Consider the following 12,685-nt stretch of genomic DNA (forward strand, 5'->3'; position numbering starts at 1 on the left):
ATGCCAACATCGCAAAACCCGCATGATTTCATTCTGTTTGATCTGGATGGCACCTTAAGTGACCCGCTGGAAGGCATCGGCAATTGCCTGAACTACGCGCTCGCGCATTTTGGTTATCCCACCAAACCGCTGGCCGAACTCGCTCGCTATATCGGGCCGCCGCTGGACCAAAGCTTTATTGCCGAAACGGGTTCGAGCGATAGCGCGCATATTCATGCGCTGGTGGCCAAGTACCGCGAGCGCTACGGCGATGTTGGCTATGCCGAGAACATGCTTTATCCAGAGATTCCCGCTGCGTTGGCGGCATTGCAAGCGGCCGGGATACCCATGGCGGTGTGCACCTCGAAACGCGGCGATTTTGCCGAGATGATCGTGCAGCGTTTTGGTTTGAGCGATTTCTTCCGCTTTGTGAACGGCGCAGAAATCGGCACGCATAAATGGCAGCAAATTGCCGCTTTGCGCGAGCAGGGCATCGTCACCGAGCGTTCGGCCATGGTGGGCGACCGCGGGGTCGATCTGATCGCGGCCAATCGCAACGGTCTAACAGGCGTTGGCGTGCTTTGGGGTTATGGTTCGCGCGCCGAACTGGCCGCTGAACAACCCCGACATATTTTTGAGACGCCCGCGCAGTTGCCACAGCTAGCGGACCGCGAGCACCTTCACGCTTAATGACAAGACGGGATATCCGCGCGCGCATGTTCCCGTCGCGGCTGCAGCAATAACGCCACCAAACCGCTCCAGCCGGTTTGGTGGGCCGCGCCCAGGCCGCTGCCGTTGTCGCCGTGGTAATACTCATGGAACAGTATTCGTCCGGATTGCGCCGGATCTGCATAGAGCGCCGGATACGCCGCCATCACCGGGCGGCGTCCACTCTGGTCGCGCAGCGTTAAGCCTGCCAACCGTTGCGAGAGCAAGTCGGCGATCTGGCGCAATGTCAGCATCTGGCCGGAGCGGGTGGGGCATTCCACTTTGAAGTCTTCACCGTAATAGCGGTGATATTCGTAGAGGGATTCCACCAGCAGATAATTGAGTGACATCCACACCGGCCCGCGCCAGTTGGAATTGCCGCCAAACAGCCGCGAATCGGATTCGGCGGGCAGATAGCGCAATTCCAGTTGCTTGCCGCCAAAGTTGAACTGGAACGGTTGTGTCAGATACTGGCGCGAAACCGAACGAATGCCGTGGTCCGACAAAAACTCGCTCTCATCGAGGATACGGCGCAGCAGACACTTGGTGCGGTGGCCGCGCAGCAATGACAACAGGCGGAATTCCTTGCCGTTGGGTTCCGTCCAGCGCGAAATCAGATTGGTCAGATCGGGGCGCTGCTTGAGGAACCAGTCCAGCCGCTCGGCAAATTCCGGCAGTTTTTGCAGTACGTCTGACTCCAGAATGTGCACCGCAAACAGCGGCACAATGCCGACGAACGATCGCACTTTCAATGGTTTGGCGCTGCCATCTGGCAAATGCAGCAGATCGTAAAAGAACCCGTCTTCTTCGTTCCACAAATCATGATCGTTATCGCCGCGGGCGGACATGGCGGCAGCGACATACAAGAAATGCTCGAAGAATTTCACTGCCATATCGATATACGCGCGGTTGCCGCAAGCCAGTTCCAGCGCAATGCGCATCATGGTCAGCGCGTAGGAGGCCATCCAGCCGGTGGCATCGGGTTGGTCCAGCGCCGCACCATCAGGCAGCGGTGCGGAACGGTCAAAAATCTCGATGTTATCCAGCCCCAAAAAGCCGCCCTGGAACACATTGCGACCTTGAGCATCTTTGCGGTTTACCCACCAGGTGAAGTTGAGCAGCAGCTTGTGAAACATGCGCTCCAGAAACAGATGGTCTGGCTGGCCGGTGAGCGCGGTGTCCATCTGAAACACCCGCCACGTCGCCCATGCCTGAACCGGCGGATTGACGTCACCGTAAGACCACTCATAGGCCGGAATCTGCCCATTGGGATGCATATAGCGTTCCTGCACCAGCGCCAGCAGTTGTGATTTGGCAAAAGCCGGATCAACCAGCGCAAAGGTCACTGCATGAAAAGCCAGGTCCCACGCAGCAAACCATGGGTATTCCCACGTATCAGGCATCGACAGAATGTCGGCACAGCTCAGGTGCTGCCAGTCTTTATTGCGTCCCTGCCAGCGGGCGGGCGGCGGCATGTCTTCGCTGTCGCCCTGCAACCAGCGGCGCACGTCAAACAGGTAAAACTGCTTGGACCAAAGCATCCCCGCCAACGCCTGGCGTTGCACCAGCCGCGCATCCTCGTCGGCGATACCACGCTGCAGAACCGCGTAGAATTCATCCGCTTCGTTTTGCCGGGAGGTGATGATCTGGCCGAAATCAGCAAAGGGCGGATTGGTGGCCTGGGCGGGGCGCCAGCGCAAGCGCAGTGTAACGTCGCCACCAGTTGGGATATCCAGGTGATATCGCGCCGCGCACTTGCTGCCTTGATCGGAGCGAATGGCATCGGCTGCACTATGGACCACAAAGTCGTTGATGCCATCTTTGTAGATGCCGGGGACTGGCTTGTTGAACAGTGCTGGATTGGTTTCGTTTTCGCAAAACAGCCATTGCGGCTGACCTTCGGCATTGAACTGCATGGCTGGCAATTCGGCGTGGGTAGCGACAACGCCGTTCTCGCCCAGCTGCAAACCAGGTTTGGCCCCGTTGGGCTCATCCCAGGACCAGGTGTTGCGCGCCCAAAGCTGCGGCAGCACATCCAGTGTCGCTGGCACATCCGCAGCGTTGTGGATGGTAATGTTCAGTAGCACATCGTCCGGGCCGGCTTTGGCGTATTCGATGGTGATATCAAAATAGCGGTTCTCGGCAAAGATGCCGGTATCCAGCAGGTCGAACTCGGGTTGACTGGCATCGCGCCGGGCGTTTTCTGCTATCAGTTGCTGATAAGGGAACGCGCGCTGCGGATAGCGGTAGAGCATGCGCATATAGGCATGCGATGGCGTGCCATCCTCATGAAAATAGAGTTCTTTGACGTCTTCGCCGTGGTTGCCTTGTGGATTGGATAATCCGAACAAGCGCTCTTTGATGATTTCGTCCTGACCGTTCCAGAACGCTACCGACAGGCACCAGCGCATTTGTTCATCGCAAAAACCGCCAATGCCGTCTTCGCCCCAGCGATAAGCGCGGCTGCGTGCTTGTTCGTGCGGGAAGTAACGCCAGGCATCGCCATCGGCACTGTAGTCCTCGCGCACCGTACCCCATTGCCGCTCGGCCAGATAGGGCCCCCAACGTCGCCATGCGGCTTCGTCACCGGCGAGTCGTTGCCCTTCGGCAGTGGTCAAAATATTGGGGTTTGCGTCGGTGGTCATAGTTCATGCCTGCACAATAAAAAGAGTCTGGCAGCCGCATGGCTGTGCTCATACCGTAGCAGACTCGCTGATGACTTGTGGCATGTATGCGCGGGGTAGAGCAGGCGAAGCCATTAAAAAAGGCCACCTTGCGGTGACCTTTTTAGTTGGACGATGAAGGTGCGCGGCCCTTGGCTGTAGCTCACGCGCTGAGCAAACTCTGCCCCAGAAAATCGCCTGATTTCTTTACCCCGGGCAATACAAAGAAATACCCGCCACCAATCGGTTTGATGTATTCCTCCAGCGGTTCGCCATTGAGACGATTTTGCACAGTGATAAACCCGGCCGCCAGATCGGCCTGGTAGGCCACAAACAGCAAACCCATATCGAACTGGCCCGATTTGGTAATCCCGCGCGAATAGTTATAACCGCGGCGCAAAATCAGGTTGCGCTGGGTGGCTTCAGTGCGTGGGTTGGCCAGGCGGATATGCGCGTCCATCGGCACCTGCGCACTGTGCGGGTTGGCAGCGAAATCCGGCACATCATGCTCTTTGTCCATGCCCAGTGGCGCGCCGGTGGCTTTGTCACGGCCGATGATCTGCTGCTGTTCTTTCAGCGGCGTGCGATCCCACTGTTCGACCAGATTGCGCACCACGCGCACTACCTGATAACTGCCACCCACAGCCCATGCCGGTTCTTTGCTATTACTACTCACCCACACCAGTTCATTCATCAATTGCTGGTTCTGCGCATCCACGTTGGCGGTGCCATCTTTAAAGCCCAGCAGATTGCGCACGGATTCTTTGCCGATCTTGCGCAGGGTATGCGGCGGCAAAAATCCGTCCATTTTCCAGCGCACGGCCAGCAGGTCTGGCGTGTGTTTCACAATGTCACGCAGCGCGTGGATGTTGGTCTCTGCGGTGTTGGAGCAAATCTGCAGCAGCAAATCGCCATGACACAGTTCGTTGTCGAGCTGGTCATTGGGAAATTGATCCATTTCGGCCAGATGCAGCGGCTTGTGTGTAGTCAGGCCAAAGCGCTGATCGAACACCGCTGCGCCCAGCGACACAGTCATGGTGAGGTTGTCGGGGAAAATATCCGGCCCCAATAAACCGCTATCGGGCGGCGGCAGGCGCGGGTCCAGTTCCGGGGCGGGGCCGCCGCGCGCGAGAAAATCCACCCGGTCAGTCAACAGGCGCAGCAATCGTTCCAGTTCAGCTTTATTGCGCGCCAGAATATCGAATGACACCACCAATGCTGCCGCCGGTTGCGGCGTGATGATCCCTGCCTGATGCTCGCCAAAGAACGGCTGGTGTTCGTTGGTTGTTTCCGGTTGTTTCCGGTTCAACGTTACCGCAGCCCCTGCAAGCACACCCAGCGCCGCTGCGCCGCCACCTGCGCCAAGACCAAACAGCAGTCGGCGACGGGAAGGTGACGCCGGTTTGGCGTCGGCAGCGGCAATGGCGTCTGGCGGGAGGGGTTTCTGGTCATTCATGATCGTGCATCTCGTGTTTCAGGTGATTCTAAAGCAGGCCGCTAGACAAGCCTGGAACGGCACAAACCCGGCGATATTTTGCCGTTTTTTCCGTGAGCGGAAAGCGAGGCAAAACGGGCCGGGCAGGGCGGGCCGCCGAAACGGCCCGGGTCATATCAATAACTGGCGATCAATCCAGACCGAGCGTGCCGCGCAGCTTGGAGAGGTCTTCAGCCAAAGCGGTAATCGGGCCTTTGAGTGCTGTGCGGTCGGCTTCGCTGACCTTTTCATAGCTCTCGAAACCGTCACCTTTACGGTACTTGGCCAGCAAATCGTCCACCTGCTTGAAGTTGTCGTCGATTTTAGGCGACAGTGACGGGTCTGCCTTGTCGACCAATGGGCGCAGCAGGTCATAAATCTTCTTCGCGCCGTCTACATTGGCCTGGAAGTCCCACAGATCAGTATGGCTGTAACGATCTTCTTCACCGCTGATCTTGGTCTTGGCGACTTCTTCGATCAGTTCTGCCGCGCCACCCACCAGCTTCTTGGGCGGGAAGGCCAGCGTTTCAACACGCTTTTGCAGTTCCTGGGTGTCGGCCAGCAGTTTGTCGGCAATCGGTTTCAGGTCTTTGGTCGATTTTTTCTCGAACAGTGTGTATTCAATACGGTGGAAACCCGTAAAGCCTGGATCAGCTTCTTTTTGCTTGTAATCGTCAGCACGCGAATCCATGGATTTATCCAGATCGCTGAACAGTTCGGCAATCGGTTCGATACGCTCGTAATGGGCCCGGGTCGGTGCATACAGCGCTTGGGCTTCTTTCAGCTTGCCAGCGTTAACTGCGGCCACGAACTTGGTCGTGGCTTCGGTCAGCGCCGTGACTTCGGCAGTTACATACGCTTTGTAGTCAGCAAGCGGACCAGCCAGCTGATCTACCGACGGGTGCGTGGTGGATGCGGCCTGGGTGCCGTTTGGTGTTACGGTCAGCTTGCCCTTGGGGTTAGTCAACAAGCCGCAAGTGATGTCGTAATCACCGGCTTCCAGATCGCCCGTCAAGCTTTGGGTAAAGCCTGGTGCAATGTTCTCGCGCTCTTCCACCACCATCACGCCCTTGAGGATTTCCCACTCAACGGCTTGCTTGCTGTTATTGATAATCTTGAACGTGCTTTTGCCAGCAGGCACAGTCAGGTTGGCGGGATCGCAGCCTGCATCGGTAATCGTTACCGTAATTTCAGCTGGTTTGGCAGGCGCTGCGGCCACTGCCGATGCTGGGGCAGACGCCTCGGCAGCAGGCGCAGGGGTTTCGGTTTTCTGGCAGGCAGTCAGAGCTGCGGCAACGAGCAACATGCACAGCGCAGACGGTTTAAGAGCGGAACGGGCATTCATGCTGATTTCCTTCGCGAGTTTATTTTGTTTTGATATTGATACTTAATGACTGCTAACGATTTATTGCCAAATTACAGCCGCTGGCACCGGGCTCAGGCCGGACGCGCTGCGGTTTTTGGCTGCCTGTTGCCAGCCAGGAAGAAATACAAAGCGGGAACCAGAAACAGCACCCAAGCCAGCAGTTCGCCCACCGCCGGTGCATCCTGATAACCAAAAACGCCACCCAGAATCACCCCTGGCGTGCTGCCCGAAGGCAGAATGGCAGTCAGGTTAAATGCCGTGTCTTGCAGGCCGTTCCACAAACCCGCTTCGTGAAAAGCCTTGACCGCGCCGGATAACAAACCCGCCGCTACAAAAATGATGAAGATGCCGGTCCAGCGGAAAAACTTGCGCAGATCCAGCCGGATGCCGCCCTGGTAAAGGGCTACTCCCAAGCCAATGGCGACAGCCAGCCCCAGCAAGGCGCCGATGGGTGCCGCGATGCCGACATCCTGCTGAAATGCCGCCAGCAAAAAGAAGACAGATTCGAGGCCTTCACGTGCGACGGCAAAGAACACCATGCCGATCAGCGCCCACGCCTGGCCGTTACCTTTGTTCAGCGCGGCATCAATGGAGTCATGCAAGTGCGCTTTGATGGAGCGCGCCGCTTGTTTCATCCAGAACACCATAGAGGTGAGGATGCCCACGGCAATCACGGCGACAATGGCTTCGAACAGCTCTTGCTGTTTTTGCGGAAATTCGCCTTCAGCGGCGTTGATGGCAAAGCCCACGCCCAGGCAAAGCACGGATGCCAGACCCACGCCGGCCCACACCATAGACATCCACCGGCCGCGCCCGGACTGCTTGAGATAACTGGCAATGATGCCGACGATCAGTGCGGCTTCCATGCCTTCGCGCAGCATGATGAGAAAAGGGACCAGCATCGAGCAATATTCCGCAAGGGAGTAATAATCGCGAAATATTATTCAGAATATTTTAAAAATGCAAATCATTCTCATTACATTTTCAGGTGTGTGGTGGCAGGCGTAAAAAAGGGCAACCAAAGCCAGTCTGGTTGCCCTTTTTTGTGTGCCATCAGTCAGATCGACATTTAAAACGCAGGCTGCGTAACTAGTGCTGGTGCGACATATCCGTTGCCGCTGCGCCCATCGCTTGAACGGCTACATCAACGCTGATCGCTCCTGCCTTGGCAAACTGCAAGGTCAGGGCAAAATGACCACCTTCTTTAAGCGGCGCTTTAAGTTCGTTGAGCATCACGTGATATCCCTGCGGGCTGAAACTGATGTTTCCCTGGGCTGGCAGGGGCAACTGCGGTACGGCCCGCATTTGCATCATGCCATTGGCCATTTTCATTTCATGCACACTGGCTGTGGCGGCCACCGGGCTACTGGCGCCGATGAGGGTGTCGGCGGTTTTGCTGTTATTGGTGATCTCGAAGTAGGCCGCTCCGATAGCGGCGCCAGGTGGTGTGGCGCGAGACCAGGCGTGCTCGACCTGGATTGCATTTGTAGCAGCGGGTTGTGCAGCGGTGGCCGCGAAAGACGCGCAAAGCACGGTACTGAGTAGCAGCGCGCGAAAAATTTGTCTGGTGAAGTTCAACATGGGTCGATTCCAGTTTGAGATGCCGGCGGGGATCAAGGTCACGGCCAGGCATCACGATATGTGTCAGGGCTCCGCATCTGCTGCGGTAGTCGGCAATCAGCAAAGCCAATCCATGAAAACGGGTGATGGCTGAGCGTGCCACTCTGGGCAATCAGTTCTGCGCTGGCGGCCCGCGCGCTGGTGGCAAGGCAATGATGGATACTTGCGGCGCATTGGATACGGTCGGCTGCGCCAGCACCAGCGCTTGCAAGCTCAAAACAGGCAACTGCCAGATCATGGGCAACAAACCTGGCCCCAATTGCAATGCGCATAGCGGGCAAGGCTTGCTCAACAGCTGTAGCAGATTCAGTGCCCGGCCACGCTGAGTGAGTTGAACCGCCCGGGTGCTATCGACACTGCAAATGGTCAGCGTCGCGGCCAGGTCTGGCTGGTGCGCTGCGTGTAGCTGGCTGAAGGTTGGGCCAACGGCATTGAGCAAAATCGCGAACAGCGCTAGCCGGATGGCGTAGAGCCACCGCGAAGGAGCGTGCCAGCGAGCGGAGTGCTGCATGAGATGAATTCTGCGAATGCCAACGGTGTTGCGGATTCTAGACGGACCTGCATTTGCGGGATAGTGGTGCAGACGGTGGCGGCGCATACTGGACGCCTTTTTTCCGGAATTTGCGGTATGTCTGTAAAAGACTGGCTATCGGCGCTGGTGGTGGTGTTTGTGTGGGGCATCAACTTTGTGATCATCAAAGTGGGCCTGCACGGCGTGCCGCCGATGCTGCTGGGCGGCTTGCGCTTTACGCTGGTGGCTTTCCCCGCCGTATTGTTTATTCCGCGCCCGCAGATTCCGTGGTCCCGCCTGGTGGCTTATGGCGCGACCATTAGCCTGGGACAGTTTGTATTTCTGTTTTCCGCATTGTATGTCGGCATGCCCGCTGGCCTGGCTTCGCTGGTTTTGCAAGCCCAAGCGTTTTTTACCGTGCTGCTGGCGGCAGTGATCTTCAGGGAACCCGTGCGCTGGCATAACCTGTTGGGCATGATCGTTGCGGCAGCGGGGCTGGCGTTGATCGGGCTGGGCGGTGTGACGGGAAGTGTATCCGTGGTTGGCTTTGTGCTGACGCTATTGGCAGCGTTGTCCTGGGCTGGCGGCAATCTGGTGATCAAGGGGATTGGGCAAGTTAATCCACTCAGCCTTGTGGTGTGGGGCGCGCTGGTGCCACCGATTCCGTTCTTTGTGTTGTCGCTGTGTCTGGAAGGCCCCGCACGCATCTCCGCCAGTCTGGCCAATCCTGGCTTGAGCAGTGTGCTGGCGATTTTTTATCTGGCCTATGTTGCCACCTGCATGGGTTACGGCTTGTGGGGCAAATTGCTGGCGCATCACCCGGTGCGGCAGATTGCACCATTAACGCTGCTGGTGCCGGTGATCGGCGTGATCTCGGCTGCCGTTGCGTTGGGAGAACATCTGGCGCCGATGCAATGGCTCGGCGGTGCGGTGGTCATGCTCGGTTTGCTGGTCAACGTCTTTGGCCCGCGCTTGCGGGGCATGGCCGTTTAACCGCCAGCGCGCTTGGCGGCCAAGCCCTGTTTCTTGAGCAGCGCCAACACCTGATCGCAATGATCGCCCTGAATTTCAATTACGCCGTCTTTAACGGTGCCACCTGAGCCGCAGACTGTTTTCAGTTGCTTGGCCAATTGGGTGAGTGCCGCTTCGTCCAGCACCGCGCCTTTGACCAGCGTCACGCCTTTGCCTTTACGGCCCTTGGTTTCCCGCGACACGCGTATCACGCCATCAGCAAAACCAGTGGGTGTGGCTTTGCCGCAGCTGCACTGCGCTAGGGGTTGGCGGCAGTCCGGACACATGCTGCCGTGTTCGGTCGAATAAACCAGGCCGCTGGATGAGGGTGTTTTCATCAAAAGCTCGTTTGTGCTGTGTTGTTCAGATGGCGCAATGCCAGCGTGCGCATGATACGTCGCCCTGCGGCTTGAGGCCATCTTGCGCCGCAATGGTACCTGTGAAGTTTGGCAGGTAAGCCCTCCAGCCATTCCGCAGTCATGCCGGGCAAGCGCAAAAGGTACCGACCTTTATCGAACCTCAAGGGTATTGGCACTGCTCCCGGAGGCTGCATTTTCCAGGCAGGGAGGCCCGCGGCTGGCTATGAATGTAAGGGGCGTGGGAAACCGGTATTTATCTGGTTTGCTGTGGACGCGTCCGTTTCGATGCGCAGGCACATTTTGAGAAACCCAGGTTCATGCTGAAATTGTCGACTCCGGGCGGATTACGCCACTCCTTTGTAGTTCTGGTGATATTGGGCGCGATTGCCGTGGCCATTGTGCCGGTAGCTATTGCGACACTGGTGGCGGAGCAGCGGGCCGAGCAAAAAGAATACGACGCGCTCAATCTTTATGCCCAGCGCGGCCTGGCGCGCGTGGAAGTGGTTTTCGACAACGCACGCAAGGCACTGGTGCAAATGGATGGACTCACCTCCGAGCCTTGCAGTGATGAATACCTCTTTGATATGCGGCGAATTGCCATTAACCATCGCTACGTTCGGGACATCATGGACCTGGACAAAAAGCGCGGAGTTGAATGCAGCGCCATGCTGGGGCACCTGCAACACGAGGTTATTCTTGGGCCGGAAACCTGGAAAGGCACCCGTTACCGGGTTTGGCTGCAAGCCAAAGATCTGGAGCGCACCGGCAACCCGATGATGGTCGTGGCGACCGAAAAAACCGCGATCCTGATCGACCCGGAATCTTTGGTAGACGTGATCAGCGACTATGCCGATTTATCGCTCGGCGTGGTCAATCGAGATGGCACAGAGGTGGTAGCGGCGTGGCGCAATGCCAATCACGTCTATCTGCTGCGGGCATTTAGCCATCCCTCTACGAATCTGGAGGACGGTAACTACTACGTCGTGGCGAAGTCCTCCGTGTTGCCGATTGCCGTCGTGGCTGGCGAACCCTCGGTTAACCTGCTGCGGCACTGGTATGGCACGTTGACAATCTGGTTGCCGGTTGGCGTGGCGTGCGGCCTGTTGGCGGCAGCCATTTTGCTGTGGATCGTGCGCAGGCGATTCTCGTTGCCTGGGCAGTTGCGCGATGCAATCCGGCGCAAGCAACTACAAGTGCATTATCAGCCCATCATTGAACTGGGCACTGGCCGTTGCATCGGCGCAGAGGCATTGGTGCGCTGGCGCCAGGCGGGCGGCAATCTGGTACGCCCGGACTTGTTTGTACCGGTCGCTGAGGAGTCTGGCCTGATCCAGCCGATGACCGATGAAATTCTGGAGATCATCTGCGCCGAGATGGCCACCTTGCTGCAGACCCGCACTGACTTGTATATCTCGATCAATCTGGCCGCCATTGATCTGGCATCCACCCGGTTTCTGGAGCTATTGACCCCAAAACTTGCTGCATTTGAAATCGACCCGGCGCAGATTTGCATCGAGGCCACCGAGCGCGGGTTTATGCATGCAGAAACGGCTCGTTCTGTTATTCAGGCCTTTCGGGATGCTGGCCACCAGGTATTCATTGATGACTTTGGCACCGGTTACTCCGGTTTGTCTTATCTGCAGAGTTTTCAGGTGGATGCCCTGAAGATTGATAAATCGTTCATCGATACGGTGGGGACTGAGGCGGTTTCCGCCAGCGTGGCCCCGCACATCGTCGAGATTGGCCGCAGTTTGAATTTGAAACTGGTGGCTGAAGGCATCGAAACCCAGGCGCAGGCGGACTGGCTGGCTCTGCGCGGTGTGCAATACGGGCAGGGCTGGTTATTTGCCAGAGCGCTGCCCGCAACCGAATTTTTGGCTTTTCTGGGTAGAGAAAAGACGATGGCCACACCCGGTGATGCGCGCGTCACACCTGAGACTTAGAACCCAAGCGGTGAGGTTAATGAGCTGCAATGAAAAAAGCACCGACAACGCGGTGCTTTTTTCGGACCATATCGACTGCAGGCGAGCCATCAAATGTCCGGCCATCACAAGAAATAATTAAGTACGCCGTCCAGCCCGACATGGTTAATGCAGTACGGCGCTTCGGCCTGGACTTTCGGCTTGGCATGGCATGCCACCCCAAAACCCGCTGCGTGCAGCATCGGCAAATCGTTGGCACCGTCGCCCATGGCCACAACCTGGTCGGCCCGCAAACCGAGTTCATCGCGCATGCGGATCAACTCGGTTTTTTTGCGCTCGGCGTCGACAATGTCACCGAGCACGCGGCCAGTGAGCTTGCCATCGACAATTTCCAGCTCGTTGGCAATGGTCTGGGTGAGCTTCAGCCGGGCTTGCAGTTTTTCGGTGAAAAACGTGAAGCCACCGGAGATCAACAAGGTCTTGGCGCCAGCGGCCTGAAAACCCTTAAGCATGGCCTCGGCTCCAGCCATGAGCTTGAGGCGCTCATCGTAAACGCGCTGCAAGGCGCTGGCGTCCAGCCCGGCCAGCAAAGCCACGCGGCGAGTGAGGCTTTCGCGGAAATCAATTTCGCCGCGCATGGCGGCGGCGGTGATCTCCGAAACCTGTGGCTTGATGCCGACCATATCGGCGATCTCATCAATACATTCGATGGTGATCAGCGTCGAATCCATATCCATCACCACCAGGCCAATATCGCGTACGCCATGGTCTTCCGGAATAAACGCCCAATCGTATTGAGCGGATTCGCAGAAATCGGCGACGGCTTCTTCGTTGGCGATATCGGCACCGATCAGCCGGAAAGCTTGCTGATGGATAGCCTGGATTTCACCTGCGCCAGAGAGGCGAGCGAGTTGCTTGAGATTGGGAGTGTCGACTTCTGGAGCCTGGATCACGAGACGGTACATGGGCAGCCGGTCTGAAAAAGAGGATGGAAAAGTTTGGATTACCGATAAAACAGATGCGGAATTTGCGTCATGCGCAGCCCCGACGAGGCATCGCCGGGGCGCAGGCC

General features: G+C 57.4%; 11 protein-coding genes. 3 read left to right on the plus strand and 8 right to left on the minus strand.

The genetic code is table 11. The annotated features are described in order from the left end of the window. Positions 1-669 carry an HAD hydrolase-like protein gene (locus P4L78_RS14675; protein WP_309328613.1) on the plus strand — a complete coding sequence of 223 codons (669 nt, stop codon included), beginning with the start codon at positions 1-3 and terminating at the stop codon, positions 667-669. Here the strand turns inward: P4L78_RS14675 and P4L78_RS14680 are convergent. The 6 genes from P4L78_RS14680 to P4L78_RS14705 form a co-directional block, all read right to left on the minus strand. Next, positions 666-3,332 (minus strand): MGH1-like glycoside hydrolase domain-containing protein, encoded by a 2,667-nt coding sequence (locus P4L78_RS14680; protein ID WP_309328614.1) that lies wholly within the window; start codon positions 3,330-3,332, stop codon positions 666-668. The genes P4L78_RS14675 and P4L78_RS14680 overlap by 4 nt on opposite strands. Before the next feature lie 181 nt (positions 3,333-3,513). Continuing rightward, positions 3,514-4,806, minus strand: coding sequence for an iron uptake transporter deferrochelatase/peroxidase subunit (gene efeB / locus P4L78_RS14685; protein WP_309328615.1), 1,293 nt, complete (start codon positions 4,804-4,806; stop codon positions 3,514-3,516). Positions 4,807-4,975: 169 nt separating this feature from the next. Further along, positions 4,976-6,169, minus strand: a complete 1,194-nt coding sequence (gene efeO, locus P4L78_RS14690; RefSeq protein ID WP_283149570.1) for an iron uptake system protein EfeO — start codon at positions 6,167-6,169, stop codon at positions 4,976-4,978. Between the two features lie 92 nt (positions 6,170-6,261). Beyond that, positions 6,262-7,092, minus strand: a complete 831-nt coding sequence (gene efeU / locus P4L78_RS14695; protein ID WP_309328616.1) for an iron uptake transporter permease EfeU — start codon at positions 7,090-7,092, stop codon at positions 6,262-6,264. Between the two features lie 187 nt (positions 7,093-7,279). After that, entirely contained in the window at positions 7,280-7,771 is a 492-nt protein-coding gene (locus tag P4L78_RS14700) for a copper chaperone PCu(A)C (protein WP_309328617.1), read from the minus strand. Positions 7,772-7,922: 151 nt separating this feature from the next. After that, on the minus strand, positions 7,923-8,321 hold the full coding sequence (locus tag P4L78_RS14705) for a DUF2946 family protein (protein ID WP_309328618.1): 399 nt from the start codon (positions 8,319-8,321) through the stop codon (positions 7,923-7,925). 117 nt (positions 8,322-8,438) lie between these two features. Between P4L78_RS14705 and P4L78_RS14710 the strand changes: the two genes are divergently transcribed. Beyond that, complete coding sequence (locus tag P4L78_RS14710; protein WP_309328619.1) at positions 8,439-9,314, plus strand: EamA family transporter; 876 nt, start codon at positions 8,439-8,441, stop codon at positions 9,312-9,314. Here P4L78_RS14710 and P4L78_RS14715 read toward each other — a convergent pair. Then, positions 9,311-9,670 carry a translation initiation factor Sui1 gene (locus P4L78_RS14715; protein ID WP_283149565.1) on the minus strand — a complete coding sequence of 120 codons (360 nt, stop codon included), beginning with the start codon at positions 9,668-9,670 and terminating at the stop codon, positions 9,311-9,313. The genes P4L78_RS14710 and P4L78_RS14715 overlap by 4 nt on opposite strands. A gap of 338 nt (positions 9,671-10,008) precedes the next feature. Between P4L78_RS14715 and P4L78_RS14720 the strand changes: the two genes are divergently transcribed. Continuing rightward, entirely contained in the window at positions 10,009-11,634 is a 1,626-nt protein-coding gene (locus P4L78_RS14720) for an EAL domain-containing protein (RefSeq protein ID WP_309328620.1), read from the plus strand. A gap of 104 nt (positions 11,635-11,738) precedes the next feature. Here the strand turns inward: P4L78_RS14720 and serB are convergent, their stop codons facing one another. Continuing rightward, complete coding sequence (serB, locus tag P4L78_RS14725; protein ID WP_309328621.1) at positions 11,739-12,578, minus strand: phosphoserine phosphatase SerB; 840 nt, start codon at positions 12,576-12,578, stop codon at positions 11,739-11,741. Positions 12,579-12,685: the final 107 nt, after the last annotated feature.

It is taken from the genome of Silvimonas sp., assembly GCF_031291215.1.
Taxonomy (GTDB): Bacteria; Pseudomonadota; Gammaproteobacteria; order Burkholderiales; family Chitinibacteraceae; genus Silvimonas; species Silvimonas soli.